This window comes from Nocardia sp. NPDC003726 (assembly GCF_053586955.1).
The window spans coordinates 86,792-101,769 of the sequence record NZ_JBSFNF010000025.1 but is presented as its reverse complement, the minus strand read 5'-3'; the positions used below and the strand labels follow the sequence as shown (position 1 = coordinate 101,769).

Genomic DNA, 14,978 nt, shown 5'->3' with positions numbered 1-14,978 from the left:
CCCCAAAACCCGCAGCGGCAAAATCATGCGCCGCCTCCTACGCGACGTCGCCGAAGGACGCGAACTCGGCGACACCTCCACCCTCGTCGACCCGAAGGTGTTCGAATCGATCGCCCGCGGGTAACCACAAGGAGCGGCGGACCCGGCCACGAACAGATGAGGGGGTCCGGGTCCGTCGCTCCATTCCGGATTGAACCGCCGGATCACCCTCCCCGTGAACAAGGCGAACGCGGAACCGGCACAGCGCAGGCCGCGCCTTCGAGGGAGATCCGATGAAACGACTCGAGCCCTGGCTCACCCATGACCAGCTCCGCACTCGGCGCGGTGTGGTCATCGCCGGTGCGGGCATCGCCGCCGCGGCGGTCACCGCCTGCACCGCCTCCGCCCAGGACGACCCCGCGCCCGATGCCACCCCCGCCGCGCAGGGAGACCGGCCCGCCGATGCGGACCGCCCCGCGAACGCGCTGGCCAAGACCGCCGACATCCCCGTCGGCGGCGGCGTGATCGTGGGCGACATCGTGGTGACCCAGCCCAGCGCGGGAACCTTCGTCGGACTGTCCTCGGTGTGCACGCATGCCGGCTGCAAGGTCGCGACCGTTTCGGGGGGCACCATCAACTGTGCCTGTCACGGCAGCCGGTTCACGCTGGACGGCTCGGTGGCACGCGGGCCGGCGAGCAGACCACTCGCACCGCGCGGCGTGCGCGTCTCCGGTGATTCGGTGGTGGCGGACTGAGCCGGTCCGACCGCGCTCAGGAGCCGCCGAACTGCTCGGCCATCCGGCGGTCCATCTCGTCGGGCGGCACATCCTCCACATGGGTGGCCACGGTCCACCGGTGCCCCCACGGGTCCTCGAACGCGCCACTGCGGTCGCCGTAGAACTGGTCGGTCATGGGCGTGAGTTCCTTGGCGCCGGCGGCCAGCGCGGCGGCGAAGGCGGCGTCGGCGTCCTCGACGTACACGTACAGGTTGACGGGGGTGCCGCCGATCGTCTTCGGGTCGAGGAAATCCATATCGGGCGCCGAATCGCCGAGCATGACGACGGAATCGCCGAACATCAGCTCACAATGCGCGATCTTGCCGTCCGGACCCGGCATTCGCATGCGCTCGGTCGCGCCGAAGATGTTCTTGTAGAAATCGATCGCCGCCGCGGCGCCGTCGATCGCCAATCCGGGCGACACCACCGGATATCCCTCGGGAACGGGCTTGACATCGGACATCGGAAACCTCCGGTCGAGGCGTTGTGTCGGACCATGCCGAGCCTATTCCGGCGACCGGCGCGATTCGGCCGGATCGTGGGAAATCACGGTCCGGCGACGCCTTGCACTCTGCGCACCTGGGCCGCGGTCAACGCGCTGAGCACCCCGGGGTCGACCGACTCCGGCGCGGTCACCGCGACCTGCACCAACGTGCTTCCCACCTGGACGATCGCGACCGACGAGCCGAGGGTCAGGTCGTCGCTGGTGGTGCGCACCTGGAACGGCGCGCAGGCATCGCCGGCGGGCGGCTGGGCCAGGCCGCCGACGCGGTAGTCGACCGGGATGTCGGAGCCGTCGGCGCTGGCGTAGTGCGCGCAGCGACGCAGAATTCCCTGCACGTCCGCGAAAGCGGCCGCGACCGTGTCCGCCGGATAACTGGCCGCGTCGATATCGATGCTGGAGAAATTCGGCCCCGCGTAGTGCGTGGACGCCCGCGCGAGCGCGCCGGAGCGTTGCGCACCGAGCGGCGCGAGCACTTTCACGCATTCGGCCGGATTCGTCGGCGAACCGCTGGCAGCGCCTGCCCCGGGTTCGGCCGCAGGCGGCAGCGCGGTGAAACCCGCGGGAAGGTCGGTGTCGCCGAGCAATCGCTCGCGCAGCCGAGCGGAATCGGTCTCAGGGGCGGTGGTCACGGGGGCCGCGGCAACGACCGGACCCAGCGCGGGAAGATCGGCCTTTCCGGCAGGCGCGGGCTCCTGCGAGCCACATCCGGCGACGACGAGCGGCACGAGCGCGGCCAGCATTCCGCACTGGCGGATCATTCGGCCCACGACACCTGCGTATCGATCGTCTGCTGCAGCGTGCTCTCGCTGTGCGGGTCGCGATAGGCCTGGTGCCCGCCGACGGTGATGGACCCGGCCACCGGCAGCGGCAAGCCGAGATCCACCGTGATGGTGCCCGCGCCCTGCATGGCGTAGTCGTCGATGTCCAGGGTGCCCGCGTTGTTGGGCAGGTCCCACACCGGCGACTTCGGCTTCTGGGTGACGCGCAGTTCGATGGTGAGCCGGTCGCCGTCGCGCTTGCTCAGCGTCGCGGTGGTCACCTGGTCCAGCAGGATGCCGCTGTTGACCTCCTGCCGCACCGTCCACACCGCGCCCTCGCCGACGGGCTCGTCCGGGAACGCGATCGACCGATAGACCGCCTGGTAGAACGCCTGCTCGAGGGCGGAGCGCGCGGTGTTGGACGCGTCGGGCGCCGGCTCGAGGCGCAGGGCGGTGATCGCGCCGAGATCACTGAGGTCGAAACCGGCGTGCGAACCGCCGATCTTGGTGAGCGCTTTGGCCAGCGTCGGATCCGGCGAGGTGACCGTGCCCAGAGTGAGATCGATGCCTTCGGCGGTGGTCTCGGCGGTCATGGGAATGGTCATAGCCGGGGTGGAGAAGTCGGGCTTGGGCTGCCCGTCGATCCGCTGTTCGATGTGGTGGGCGGTGTAGAGCGTGACCCGCTGCACGGTGCCGGCCGGATACTCCGGCCGCAGCAGCGATCGCGGCTCGGCGCCGGCCGATTGGACCGTGGTCACGGCGGCCGGAATCGGCACGGTCACTTCCTTGCCGATGCCAAGCGGCTCGGTTCCGTCGGCCTCACCGCTCGACTCGGCGCGGTCGCCGCAACCGACGCCGAGGGCCGAGAGCCCGACCGCGAGCACCATGAGCAGCACACCCGAGCGCGCGCTACGGGCATGGCTCGCGCTTCGTGGCAGGCGGGGAGAAGACAACACCGTCACGAGCAACAGGGTACGACCGATTCCTGAGTGTCAGCTGGGACATTCGGATGCGAGCCGGTCGGCGCGGCACGCGAACGCCCGAGGCGCGGGGCAGCGGCAATCGGACGCGCGCACGGCGCTCGATTCCGCTCGAGAGATGATGGTCGGTGTGAGTGACGACCGGCCGCCCGAGGAAACCCCAGCGAACACCGCAGATCCGACGACCGTGTCGGCTCCGCCGCAGCGCCTGCGGACACTGCTCGTCCTCGCCGCGGTCGTGCTCGGCCTGGATCTGCTCACCAAGACCCTCGCGGTCGCGAAGCTCACCCCGGGCGATCCGGTGCCGATCATCGGCGACTTCGCGCGCCTGAGCCTGGTGCGTAATCCGGGCGCCGCGTTCTCCATGGCCACCGGCATGACCTGGCTGCTGACCCTGGTCGCCGCCGCCGTCGTCATCGGCGTGGTGCGCATCGGCCGCACTCTGCGCTCGCTGGGGTGGGCGATCGGACTGGGCATGGTGCTCGGCGGCGCGGTCGGCAATCTGGCCGACCGGCTGTTCCGCGCGCCGGGCCCGCTGCAGGGGCACGTGGTGGATTTCGTCGCGGTGGGCTGGTGGCCGGTGTTCAACGTCGCGGACTCGGCCATCGTGTGCGGCGCGATCCTGCTGGTCGTGCTGACCGTGTTCGGCTTCGAACCGAACGGCACCCGGGTGGGCCACGGCAAGACCGGTGCGAGCGAGGGCAGCGCGGCATGAGGGAGACCAGGACCATGCCCGTCCCCGACGGGCTCGACGGCATGCGCGTCGACGCGGGCCTGGCCCGTCTGCTCGGCCTGTCCCGCACGGCGGTGGCCGCGCTCGCCGAGGAGGGGTCGGTGCAGCTCGACGGCGTCGCCGCAGGCAAATCCGACCGCCTCACCGCAGGGGCCTGGCTGGAGGTGATCTTCCCGGAGCCGAAGCGGGAACTGACCATCGAGGCCGAACCGGTGGAGGGCATGAAGATCCTCTACGCCGACGACGACATCGTCGCGGTGGACAAGCCGGTCGGCGTGGCCGCGCACACCGGCGTCGGCTGGAGCGGGCCGACGGTGGTCGGCGGGCTCGCCGCCGCCGGGTACCGCATCTCCACCTCGGGCGCCCACGAGCGGCAGGGCATCGTGCACCGGCTGGACGTCGGCACCTCCGGCGTGATGGTGGTCGCGCAGTCCGAGCACGCGTACACGGTGCTCAAGCGCGCGTTCAAGCAGCGCACCGTCGACAAGCGGTATCACGCCCTCGTGCAGGGACATCCCGACCCCAGCAGCGGCACCATCGACGCCCCGATCGGCCGGGCCCGCGGCAACGACTGGAAGTTCGCGGTCACCGCCGACGGACGACCGAGCGTCACGCACTACGACACCGTCGAGGCGTTCCATTCGGCCAGCCTGCTCGACATCCACCTGGAGACCGGCCGCACCCATCAGATCCGCGTGCACTTCTCCGCGATCCGCCACCCGTGCTGCGGCGATCTCACCTACGGCGCCGATCCGCGCCTGGCCGAGCGGCTCGGGCTGCAGCGGCAGTGGCTGCACGCGCGGTCGCTGGGCTTCCAGCACCCCGCCGACGGCCGCTACCTGGAGATCACCAGCGAATACCCGGACGACCTGAGACACGCGCTGGACGTCCTGCGCGATGCGTGAGCGCCGGGTGCCGCCGTGGCGCGGAATCCTCCTCGGCGCGGCGGCCGTCGCGCTGGTCGCGCTGATCCTCGCGCTCGGCGCGCTGTATCCGCCGTATCGCACCGCGGTGTCCACCGACCGGCTCGGGCCCGACCAGGGCGAGCAGGTCGCGGAGTATCTCGCCCGCGCACGCGACTCGCTGGACGCGGGCGGCGACGAGCCACGCTGGGCGCTGGCGTCGTTCACCGAGCCCCTCGCGCCCGGCGACATTCCGGCACACAGCGGCGGATTGCGTATCGCGCAGGTGCTCTACCGGGTGCCCGCGCCCGGCGTGCAGACGCCGCTGGTGGCCGTGCCCGTACCGGAAGGGGTTGCGTCGGCCGTGGATTCGTCCTCCGACGCGGCCTGGCTGCTGCCCCGCCCCGCCGACGAGCGCTCCGCGCGCGTGGTCGCGTTCTCCGCCGTGCGACTGCGCGGCGGCTGCGGCTGCGTCGTCGGGCTGGTCGTCCGGGGCGCCCCGGCGCAACTGCGAGACCTGGCCGGGCAGAAAGGCATTCGCGCGGTCCAGGCGCTTCCCGCCGACGCGGTGGCGGGCAGCTTCGCGGTGGCCCCGCTGCTGCCCGACTATCGCGACGTCGTGGGGCCACTGCCCGACGACGGACCGGTTCCGCAACCGTGAGCTAGTCCGGCAGGGTGACCACGCCGTCGAGGTAGCGGCGGCATCGTCCGAACAGCAGCACCCGGTCGTCGGTCAGCTCGCAGCGCAGGCTTCCGCCGCGGCGCGACAGCTGCCTTGCGCGCAGTTCGGTGCGGCCGAGCCGCTCGCTCCACAGCGGGACCAGCTGCGCGTGCGCCGATCCGGTCACCGGGTCCTCCGGGACGCCGACGGCCGGGGCGAAGACGCGGGAGACGAAGTCGACCGAATCGCCGGGCGCGGTGACGATCGCGGCGCGCGGCAGCGCGGGGAAGGCCGCCAGCACGGGCGCGACATCGCGCACCTCCTGTTCGGTCGCCACCACGATCACCTCGTCGGTGCCGGAGTACCCGCTCACCGGACGCACCCCGAGCGCGGCGACGAGCGCCGGATCGGGCTGCACCGGGATACTCGGCACGGCGGGCAGATCGAGGACGAACTCGTCGTCGTCGGTGCGGTCGACGTGCAGCCAGCCGCTGCGCGTGTAGAAGCTCACCCGGTCCTCGCCGGGGTGCAGGTCGGCCAGGATCTGCGCGGCGCTGGCCAGCGTGGCGTGCCCGCAGAGCGCGACCTCGACCCTCGGAGTGAACCACCGGAGGTGGAACGCGGGCCACTCGCCCGGCGGCAGGCCCGCTTCGGGAGGTAAGCGCGAGGTGTAGAACGCGGTCTCGGCGAGGTTGTTCTCCTCGGCCAGCTGTTGCAGCAACGCATCCGGCAGCCACGACGGGAGCGGCATCACCGCGGCCGGGTTGCCCGAGAACGGTGCGTCGGCGAACGCGTCGATCTGGTGCAGCAGTACCTCCATAATCTCCAGAAGGTACTCCAAGTCTGAATGGCCGCTTCGCACAAGGCTTCTCGTGGCGCGGCGAGTCAGGCGTCCAGTCTGTCAGGCGGCTCCGCCGGGCGAGCTCGGCAGCAGTTGCCGCTTCTCTCCGCGCAGCGCCGCGCTCACCCACCAGGCCGCCTCCACGAGCACGATGCCGACCACGCCGCAGCTCACCGCCGCGCCGGTGAGCGCGAGGTTGGACGGGTCGAGTTTGAAGAACTCGCGGGTGAACGGAACGGTGAACAGCACCACGTACGCCGCCACCGACACCGCGATCAGCACCACCTTCCACCACGCGTACGGCCGCGCGACGATGGCCAGCACCCACACCGCGATCATGATCAGCGTGATGAGCGCGGTCGTGCCCGCCTGGACCTTCTGCTCCTCGCTGGCGTGCGGCCCGGCGTAGGCGATCAGGTAGGACACGAAAGTGGCCGCGCCGATCACCACCCCCGACGGGATGGCCAACCGCATGACGCGCCCGACGAAACCCGTGCGGGCCCGCTCGTTGTTGGGCGCGAGGGAGAGGATGAACGCCGGAATGCCGATGGTGAACCAGGCCGCGATCGTGACGTGGCGCGGCAGGAACGGGTAGCCGATGGGCTCGTAGTCGAAGATCTGCGATCCGATCCCGGCCATGCCGACCAGGAAGGCCAGCAGCACCGAGTAGACGGTCTTGGTGAGGAACAGATTCGAGACCCGCTCGATGTTGCCGATCACCCGGCGGCCCTCGCCGACCACGTACGGCAGCGTGGCGAACTTGTTGTCCAGCAGCACGATCTGCGCCACCGCCCTGGTCGCCGGGCTGCCCGCGCCCATCGCCACGCCGATGTCCGAATCCTTCAGAGCGAGTACGTCGTTGACCCCGTCGCCGGTCATCGCCACCGTGTGCCCGCGCGCCTGCAAGGCCGACACCATGGCGCGCTTCTGATCCGGGCGCACCCGGCCGAAGGTGGTGTTGCCGTCCAGCACGTCGGCCAGTCCGTCGAGGTCCTCCGGCAACTGCCGCGCGTCGACCGGATGCTCGCCGCCGGGCAGATCCAGCGAAGAGGCCACCGCGCCGACCGACACGGCGTTGTCGCCCGAGATGACCTTGATGGAGACGTCCTGGCCGGCGAAGTAGTCGAGGGTGTCGCGAGCGTCCGGCCGGACCTTTTGTTCCAGCACGACCAAGGCGGCGGGCCGAACGACGCCGGGGGCGTCCGCCGCGTCCACCGCCCGGTCACCGCGCGCCAGCAGCAGCACGCGCAGACCGGAGGCGCCGAGTTCCTCCGCGACTCGCGCGTCCGCGGAATCCGGGTCCAGCAGCACGTCCGGCGCGCCCAGCAGCCAGTCGCCGTGCTCGCCGTAGGAGCAGCCGCTCCACTTCTTGGCCGAGGAGAACGGCGCGACGGCGGTGCGCTGCCAGCCGGGACCGTCCGGCAGCGCCTCGGTGATCGCTTGCACGCTCGCGTTCGGACGCGGATCGTCGGCGGCGAGCGCGGCCAGCGCGGTGCGCACCTCGGTGTCGTCGAAGGCGCCGAGGATCTTCAGGTCCGACAGCCGCATGCCGTTCTCGGTGAGCGTGCCGGTCTTGTCCGCGCAGACCACGTCGACGCGGGCCAGCCCTTCGATCGCGGGCAATTCCTGGACCAGGCACTGCCGCCGGCCCAGTCGCACCACGCCGACCGCGAACGCGATCGAGGTCATCAGTACCAGGCCCTCGGGCACCATCGGCACCAGCGCGGCCACCATGCCGGTGACCGCGGGCCGCCACGACTCGTTGCTGGAGACCAGCTGGTTGTAGATGCTCAGCAGACCTGCGGGGATCAGCAAGTAGGTGATGAACTTCAGAATCTTGTCGATACCGCTGCGCAGCTCGGAGTGCACCAGCGTGAACTTGCTCGCCTCCTCGGCCAGCCGCGCCGCGTAGGCGTCCCTGCCGACCTTGGTGGCGCGGTAGGCGCCGGACCCGGACACCACGTAGCTGCCCGACATCACGGTGGCACCGATCGCCTTGTCGATCGGGTCGGCCTCGCCGGTGAGCAACGACTCGTCCACCTCGAGCTGCGCGGATTCCTCGACCGTTCCGTCCACCACGATCTGGTCGCCCGGACCGAGTTCGATCAGGTCGTCGAGCACCACCTCGTGCGGCGCGACCTCGACGGCCCTGCCGTCCCTGCGGACGGTCGGCTTGGCCTGACTGACGATGGCCAGCTCGTCCAGGGTGCGTTTGGCGCGGATCTCCTGGATGATGCCGACCGCGCTGTTGGCGACGATCAGCAGGCCGAACATGCCGTCGATGATCGATCCGGTGGCCAGTACCAGCACGAACAGGACCCCGAGGATGGCGTTGATCCTGGTGAAGACGTTCGCGCGCACGATGTCGCGAACCGAACGGCTCGCGCGATCGGGGACGTCGTTGGTCAGCCCGTCGCGGCGGCGTCGCTCGACCTCGGCCGCGGTCAATCCGGTGGCGCCCGACGCCTGCACGGTAATCGACATGACCGCAAGGCTACGTGACAACTACGTTCGTACATCGTGCGGCGAAGCAGGTCCATCCCCGGTGTGGCGTTCGGAGCGAGCGCGTACTTCTTGTGGGGACTTTTCCCCGCGTTCTTCGGGTTGCTGGCATTCGCAGGCCCGGGCGAGGTGGTGGCGCAGCGGGTCGTCTGGACGCTGGTGGTGGTGCTGGCGGTACTCGCCGTAACCGGCCGGATCCGCGAGCTGCGCGGCATCGGCGGCCGGGTCTGGCGCCTCGCGGCCGTCGCCTCGGCCGCGATCACGCTGAACTGGGGCGTGTACGTCTACGGGGTCATCTCCGGGCACGTCGTGGAGTGCGCGCTCGGCTACTTCATCAACCCGCTGGTCACCGTCGCGTTCGGGGTGGTGATCTTCCGGGAGCGATTGGCCGCCGCCCAGTGGGCCGCGCTCGCGCTCGGCGCGACCGCGGTGGCCGTGCTCACCGTCGACTACGGCAGACCACCGATCATCGCCTTGGCACTGGCCTGTTCCTTCGCCACCTACGGCTTGGTGAAGAAGGTGATCCCGCTGGACGCGCTGCGCGGCATCGCGGCCGAGGGCATCGTCGCCGCGCCCTTCGCGCTGGCGTTCGTGATCGCCCTCGCGATCACCGGGCACAGCGAATTCGCCACCGGAGCGGGACATACCGTGTTGATGGTGGCCACCGGGCCGGTCACCCTGCTTCCGCTGCTGCTGTTCGCCGTCGCCGCCCAGCGGGTCGCGCTGTCCACCATGGGCCTGCTGCAATACCTCACACCCGCACTACAGATGGCCTGGGGCGTCGCCGTCGCCCACGAGCCGATGCCCGCCTCCCGGTGGGCCGGTTTCGCTCTGATCTGGGTGGCGCTGGCGCTCTTCACCGCCGACGCGCTGCTGCGGACCCGTCGCGCGCGACGCGCGGCGCGCGCGGGAGCCACCGAATCCAGCCTGCTCGCGGACGAAACCCGGTCGACGCCATGAGCACGACGCAGCAGTTTGCTACGCGCGTAGCAAGTCGCTACGCGCGTAGCATGACTGCGTTGCCCGCTCGTGAACTGCGAAATCACACCGCCGAGGTACTGCGTCGCGTCGAGGCCGGCGAAGAGATCGAGATTCTCGAGGACAACCGACCGGTCGCGAAGATCATCCCGATATCCAGGCGGCGGCAATGGGTGCCCGCCTCGGAAATTCTCCGAGAACTGGCTCGCCTCGGCCCGGATACCACAGGCCTCCGACAGGAACTACGAGAGACCCTGACCGAAACGACGGATGACCTGCCGTGGTGAACAGTGAAGCGACGAGTCCCGAAGTGTCGGCACGTAGGTTGGCGAGCTCCAGCTCGCGCAACGGTTTCAGCCACTCGAGGCGGATGAGACCGTGGCGGACCATTGGGCGCTGCTGATCGCACGCCTTCGGTCCGCCGGGCGCAAATCACCGATCAACGACTGCTGGATCGCAGCAACCGCACTGGCACATGACATTCCGATGGTCACGCAAGATGGCGATTACGAAGCGATGCCCGATCTAACGGTGCGGAAGCTGTAGCAGTTCGTCGGGATCGGTCGCAAACGTGTCGGATCCGACACTTCTGCGGGCTGCGGCTGCTCCGTAGCGTCGATGCATGACCGCGCCCAGACCTCTCCGCTCCCGGACCGACACGTGGCGAACACCCGCCGCGACTCCCGATCCGCTCGGCATGACCGGGCGGGAAATGCTGCAGGCCACCCTGGACGGACGATTCCCGGGTGCGCCGATCCTGGGCGCACTCGGTTTCCGGCTGGTCGAGGTCGGCGACGGAATCGTGGTCTTCGAAGGCCAGCCGGGCGATCAGCTGCTCGACCCGACGGGCGGGGTGTACGGCGGCTTCGTGGCCACGCTGCTCGAATCGGCCCTCGGCTCGGCCGTGTTGACGCGATTGGCGGGCGGGACGCGTTCCACCTCGGTCAAGATCGGGATGGACATCCACCGGGCCGTGCGCGGCGACACCGGAAAGCTGCGCTGCGAAGGCACCGCGGTCCACGTCGGCCCCACCACGGCCAGCGCCGAGGCCCGGCTGATCGGCGCCGAAGACGGCGAGCTGTACGCGCAGGCCACCTCGATGTACGCGATTCTGCGCATACTCTGAGCGGCGCACCGGGTGTTATGCGAAGTATGAAGTGCGCCAGAGCTTTTCCTACGACGACGGCCGGTCGCCGAGGCGGAGCCCCGGCGACCGGCCGTCGAGTGCACTCAGCTGCAGGCCACCGACTGCTGACCGAGGTTGGTCAGCATGGTGCAGGCCCATGCCTTCTGGATCTTCCACTTGCCGTTGTCGGCGACGAACGGCACGTCGACGATGTTCTCCTGGCCGTTGAGGGTGAACTTGGCCTTCGCGTTCACGCTGTCGCCGAAGGAGGTGACGTCGGTGACCTCGATCTTCACGTCGGCGCCCGACGCGGCCTGGGACAGGCGGTCCGGCAGCGTCGGGTCGGCCTCGGCGCCCTGGACGTTGTCCAGCTTCTCGGAGGCGGGCACCGACGGGTCGAGCGCACGGGCGAGGGCGGTGTTCAGCTCCGCGGGGGTCGGGACCGGCGGCAGGTTCGCGCTCGCGGTCGCCGACGCCTTGGCGCTGGTCGACGTCTTGGCGGCGGGCTTGCTGTCCTTGTCGTCGCCACCACAGGCGGTCAGGCCAAGCGCGGCGACGATGGCCAGTCCGGCGATCGCGATGCGTCCAGTCTTACGAAGCTTCAACTGCTCGTCCTTTGCGTTCGAGAGGTCCGTGTCGTGTTCACCATGGCAGCCGCCCCCGAACCGGCGGCGCTGCACGAGGTCCCAGGCTACCGGCCCCGGGCGGCGTCAGCCGGACCGGCGATGGTCGTCGGCAGCGAACGTACGCGCCCGGCCGGGCGATGTCGAGCCGCGAGCCCGGATCTCAGCGCAGACTGCCCAGCGGATCGGCCCGGGTGAGCGCGGCATCGTCGGCGGCGAAGGTGCGCGCGGGACCCGGGCCGGTGGAACGGGTTTCGAAGCGGACGGTCACGACGCCGAGCCCGGCGCCCTGCACCCACCCGTGACCGTGCTCGGGATGCGACACGTCCATGCCGGGATGCCAGGCGGCGATGGGCAGGACCGGCGCGGTGCGGTCGGCATCGCCGAGGTCAGCGACCTGCGGCTGTTCGGGTTCGGGCCGCGCCGAAGCGATTTCGGCCGTGCCGCGATCCAGTTCGGGGAACAGCGATTCCTGGCGGACGGTGGACAGGCCGCCGTAGCCGACGCCGACGAGACGGATCGGGCCCAGCTCCCTCGGGTCGAGCGCGGAGCGCTGCGCGGCGGCGGCGAGCGTGGCCAGATCCTCGGTTGCATAAGGCAGTGTGAAGGAGCGGGTGACGATGCTCATATCGGACTTCTTCAACTTCAGCACCACCGTGCGCGCGGCACGCCCGTCACCGGTCAGACGCCGGTGCGCCGCGGCGGCCATGTCCTCGATGGCAGGACGCAGCTGCTCGAGACTGACGATGTCGGTTTCGTAGGTTGTCTCGGCGCTGATCTGTTTCGCCTCGGTGCGTTCGGCGACCGGACGGTCATCGATGCCGCGCGCCAGCCGGTGCAACGCGGCGCCGATGCTGCCGCCGAGGATCGACATCGCCTCCGATTCCGGCAGCGCGGCGAACGCGCCGACGGTCTCGATGCCCAGCGAGCGCAACCGGCCCTCCGCGACCGGGCCGATCCCCCACAGCTTGCGCACCGGAAGACCCGCGAGCAGGCGCGGCTGCTCGACCGGCGAGATCACTCGCACCCCATCGGGTTTGGCCAAGCCGGAGGCGATCTTGGCCAGCTGTTTTCCGGTGCCCGCGCCCACCGAGGCGGTCAACCCGGTGCGTGCGCGCACCACGGCGCGCAATTCCTCGCAGAACGCGTGCACCCGGGCGACCGTCGCGCCGGCCAGCTCGGCGGGCTCGCCGAACGCCTCGTCGTACGACAACGTCTCCAGCACCGGGATCCGGCTGCGCAGCGCGTCGAACACCTGCCCGCTGACCACGCCGTAGACCGCTCCCCGCGGCGGCACCACCACCGCGGTGACGCCGACCAGCCGGCGCGCCTGATGCATCGGCATCGCCGACCGGGCGCCGAACACGCGCGCCTCGTAACTGGCTCCGGCGACCACGCCGCGTCCGCCCGTCCCGCCGACCAGCACCGGCCTGCCGCGCAACGTCGGCCGGGTCAGCTGTTCGACGGAGGCGAAGAACGCGTCCATGTCGATGTGCAGCACCCAGCGCCGTGCGGCGCTGTCCGCGTCGGCGAGCACCGGCGGCGGGCTCGCCGGGCTTGCGCCGGAGGTGTTCCCGATCCCCGTCGACGGCGCGGCCACGCGCTCGACGGTCGGTTTCTCGGTACGCACGGGTGCAATGTACGCCCGTGCACCGACAGTCCGGGCGCGGCGGTGACGCTGTCCGGTGGCTGTGCGCTAGCTGCTGGTTACCTGTCGGTATCGCCCCGCCCTCGCTCGCGCCTCCGCAGGCCGATCCGTCCCGCCGCGACGGCGTTGATCTGCCCTTTTCCGCGCCGAACCCGGTACCGGACAGTCCTGAAATAACCGCCGACGTGCCGCGGGGACGGGGCCGGACCCTCGGTCCGATATGTGATGATCGGACCCATGAATATCCGCAAGGCCGTCATCCCGGCCGCCGGTATCGGCTCCCGGCTGCTTCCGCTGACCAAGGCCATCCCCAAGGAGATGCTGCCGGTCGGCGACAAGCCGGTGATCGAGCACACGGTCCGCGAGCTGGTCGCTTCGGGCATCACCGACATCACCATCGTGGTCAGCAGCGGAAAATCACTCATCCAGGATCACTTCCGGCCCAATCCCGCACTGGTGGCCCAGCTGCGCGCGGACGGCAAGACCGCCTTCGCCGACGCTGTCGAAGAGGTCGGCGAGCTGTCGCGGCTCGGCCACATCACCTACCTGGACCAGCACGGACCCTACGGCAACGGCACCCCGGTGCTCAACGCCGCCCGCAATCTGGGCGACGAGCCCATGCTGGTGCTGTGGCCGGACGACGTATTCGTCGCCGACGTGCCCCGCGCCCAGCAGCTCATCGACGCCTACGAGGCCACCGGAGCCCCGGTGCTGGCGCTGATGCCGATGGATCCCGCCGAGTCGCAGCGCTACGGCGTTCCGGTGGTCGCCGACGATCACGGCAACGGCCTGCTGCGCATCACCGGCCTGCGGGAGAAGCCGAAGCCGAAGGACGCGCCGTCGTCCTTCGCCGCGATCGGCGGCTACGTCGTCACCCCCGGCATCATCGACGAGCTGCGCAGGCAGACCGAAGCGTGGTACGAACACCGCACCGGCGAGGTGTATCTCACCGACGCGATCAACGTGCACGCGGCGAACAATCCGGTCTACGGCCAGGTCATCCGCGGCCGGTGGTATGACACCGGCAACCCGGCCGACTATCTGGTGGCGCAATTCGCCTCGGCGCTGGCCCATCAGCAGTACGGACCGCTGCTGCGCACCCTCGCCGACGACCTCGGCGACTGACCGCACCCCGGCCACCCGGAGCGCGGCGGTGCTGTCCGCCCCGCGCCGAGCGGTGACCAGGGTGGCATCCGGCGTCGGCGCACCGGTGCCGCTCCCGTCCGACGGCGGGCACGGCCGAGTCGCCGCGGCCCCGGCCCACATTCGCGGGTCGGGGCCGTTTCCGCGCGGGCGTAGCCGCGCCGGGTGCGCTCAGAAGCGACGGATGGCGTAGATGTCGAATTCGTCCAGCGGAGTGAAGCCGACCGGCACGCCCTGCCCGTAGGCGTTGAGCACCTGGCCGTTGCCCGCGTAGATACCGACGTGCGAACCGTCGCTGTTCAGCACGATCACGTCGCCGAGCGACAGCGAACCACGCGGGACGGGCGCGCCCACCTTCGCCTGCTGCCAGGTGGTCCGCGGAAGGCGCACGCCGACCTGGCGATACGCCCACTGCACGAGGCCCGAGCAGTCCCAGCTGTCGGGGCCGGTGCCGCCCCATTCGTAGGGCTTGCCGATCTGCGTCGTCGCCGCGGCCAGCGCTCCGACGCCGAACACACTGGGTATCGGCAGGTCGGCCGAGCCGCTGGCGCTGCCGGACGACGAACTGCCGGTGCCCGACGAACCGGATGACGCGCTGCCCGGCCCGCTGCCGGAGGCGCTGCCGGTGTCGGCCCACGCCGGTCCGGCGAGCAGAAGAGTCGCGATGATCGAGAGCAAGAATCCGAGTGCGATGCGATGCAACGATTTTCTCGGCACGTACTCGCCCCTTCCATGGGCGCAGTTGACTGGCCGCCGATCGGCAGCCTGGCTAACATATGGCATCGGCAGCGGTCCCCGATGCGGAGCCGCGGCCACCCGCGCC

The 14,978-nt window shown here is 70.4% G+C and carries 17 protein-coding genes; 9 read left to right on the top strand and 8 right to left on the bottom strand.

All coding sequences use genetic code 11. The annotated features are described in order from the left end of the window. Positions 1–272 precede the first annotated feature (272 nt). Positions 273–734 carry a Rieske (2Fe-2S) protein gene (locus ACWDMM_RS27365; RefSeq protein ID WP_195077884.1) on the top strand — a complete coding sequence of 154 codons (462 nt, stop codon included), beginning with the start codon at positions 273–275 and terminating at the stop codon, positions 732–734. A gap of 16 nt (positions 735–750) precedes the next feature. Here the strand turns inward: ACWDMM_RS27365 and ACWDMM_RS27360 are convergent, their stop codons facing one another. The 3 genes from ACWDMM_RS27360 to ACWDMM_RS27350 form a co-directional block, all read right to left on the bottom strand. Beyond that, entirely contained in the window at positions 751–1,218 is a 468-nt protein-coding gene (locus tag ACWDMM_RS27360; RefSeq protein WP_195077883.1) for a VOC family protein, read from the bottom strand. 83 nt (positions 1,219–1,301) lie between these two features. Continuing rightward, positions 1,302–2,018: a hypothetical protein gene (locus ACWDMM_RS27355; RefSeq protein ID WP_357112745.1), complete on the bottom strand. Its 717-nt coding sequence runs from the start codon at positions 2,016–2,018 to the stop codon at positions 1,302–1,304. Next, positions 2,015–2,905, bottom strand: a complete 891-nt coding sequence (locus ACWDMM_RS27350) for a hypothetical protein (RefSeq protein ID WP_195077961.1) — start codon at positions 2,903–2,905, stop codon at positions 2,015–2,017. Before ACWDMM_RS27350 ends, ACWDMM_RS27355 begins: the two co-directional genes overlap by 4 nt. A gap of 211 nt (positions 2,906–3,116) precedes the next feature. Between ACWDMM_RS27350 and lspA the strand changes: the two genes are divergently transcribed. From lspA to ACWDMM_RS27335, 3 genes are read left to right on the top strand one after another with little or no spacing between them, the layout of a single operon-like run. Next, positions 3,117–3,713 (top strand): signal peptidase II, encoded by a 597-nt coding sequence (gene lspA, locus ACWDMM_RS27345; RefSeq protein WP_195077882.1) that lies wholly within the window; start codon positions 3,117–3,119, stop codon positions 3,711–3,713. Further along, positions 3,710–4,636, top strand: a complete 927-nt coding sequence (locus ACWDMM_RS27340; protein ID WP_067811124.1) for an RluA family pseudouridine synthase — start codon at positions 3,710–3,712, stop codon at positions 4,634–4,636. The genes lspA and ACWDMM_RS27340 overlap by 4 nt, the downstream gene beginning before the upstream one ends. Beyond that, positions 4,629–5,294, top strand: a complete 666-nt coding sequence (locus tag ACWDMM_RS27335; protein ID WP_449940163.1) for a hypothetical protein — start codon at positions 4,629–4,631, stop codon at positions 5,292–5,294. Before ACWDMM_RS27340 ends, ACWDMM_RS27335 begins: the two co-directional genes overlap by 8 nt. A gap of 1 nt (position 5,295) precedes the next feature. Here ACWDMM_RS27335 and ACWDMM_RS27330 read toward each other — a convergent pair whose 3' ends face one another. Then, positions 5,296–6,114 carry a PhzF family phenazine biosynthesis protein gene (locus ACWDMM_RS27330; protein ID WP_195077880.1) on the bottom strand — a complete coding sequence of 273 codons (819 nt, stop codon included), beginning with the start codon at positions 6,112–6,114 and terminating at the stop codon, positions 5,296–5,298. A gap of 81 nt (positions 6,115–6,195) precedes the next feature. Continuing rightward, on the bottom strand, positions 6,196–8,619 hold the full coding sequence (locus tag ACWDMM_RS27325) for an HAD-IC family P-type ATPase (RefSeq protein ID WP_449940161.1): 2,424 nt from the start codon (positions 8,617–8,619) through the stop codon (positions 6,196–6,198). A gap of 33 nt (positions 8,620–8,652) precedes the next feature. Between ACWDMM_RS27325 and rarD the strand changes: the two genes are divergently transcribed. The 4 genes from rarD to ACWDMM_RS27305 all read left to right on the top strand — a co-directional run bounded on the left by rarD (position 8,653) and on the right by ACWDMM_RS27305 (position 10,741). Beyond that, positions 8,653–9,597, top strand: coding sequence for an EamA family transporter RarD (gene rarD / locus ACWDMM_RS27320; RefSeq protein WP_397070147.1), 945 nt, complete (start codon positions 8,653–8,655; stop codon positions 9,595–9,597). Between the two features lie 50 nt (positions 9,598–9,647). Continuing rightward, positions 9,648–9,902 carry a type II toxin-antitoxin system Phd/YefM family antitoxin gene (locus ACWDMM_RS27315; protein WP_357112727.1) on the top strand — a complete coding sequence of 85 codons (255 nt, stop codon included), beginning with the start codon at positions 9,648–9,650 and terminating at the stop codon, positions 9,900–9,902. Between the two features lie 91 nt (positions 9,903–9,993). Continuing rightward, positions 9,994–10,161, top strand: a complete 168-nt coding sequence (locus ACWDMM_RS27310; RefSeq protein WP_357112724.1) for a PIN domain-containing protein — start codon at positions 9,994–9,996, stop codon at positions 10,159–10,161. Positions 10,162–10,237: 76 nt separating this feature from the next. Then, positions 10,238–10,741, top strand: coding sequence for a PaaI family thioesterase (locus ACWDMM_RS27305; protein WP_449940158.1), 504 nt, complete (start codon positions 10,238–10,240; stop codon positions 10,739–10,741). Between the two features lie 104 nt (positions 10,742–10,845). Here ACWDMM_RS27305 and ACWDMM_RS27300 read toward each other — a convergent pair whose 3' ends face one another. Then, complete coding sequence (locus tag ACWDMM_RS27300; protein ID WP_195077875.1) at positions 10,846–11,346, bottom strand: hypothetical protein; 501 nt, start codon at positions 11,344–11,346, stop codon at positions 10,846–10,848. A 181-nt stretch (positions 11,347–11,527) separates the two neighbouring features. Then, positions 11,528–12,850, bottom strand: a complete 1,323-nt coding sequence (locus ACWDMM_RS27295; RefSeq protein WP_397070145.1) for a DNA polymerase IV — start codon at positions 12,848–12,850, stop codon at positions 11,528–11,530. 399 nt (positions 12,851–13,249) lie between these two features. Between ACWDMM_RS27295 and ACWDMM_RS27290 the strand changes: the two genes are divergently transcribed. Then, positions 13,250–14,137 carry a UTP--glucose-1-phosphate uridylyltransferase gene (locus ACWDMM_RS27290; protein ID WP_357112719.1) on the top strand — a complete coding sequence of 296 codons (888 nt, stop codon included), beginning with the start codon at positions 13,250–13,252 and terminating at the stop codon, positions 14,135–14,137. Positions 14,138–14,326: 189 nt separating this feature from the next. Here ACWDMM_RS27290 and ACWDMM_RS27285 read toward each other — a convergent pair whose 3' ends face one another. Beyond that, on the bottom strand, positions 14,327–14,872 hold the full coding sequence (locus ACWDMM_RS27285) for an NlpC/P60 family protein (RefSeq protein ID WP_323124697.1): 546 nt from the start codon (positions 14,870–14,872) through the stop codon (positions 14,327–14,329). Between the last annotated feature and the right edge of the window lie 106 nt (positions 14,873–14,978).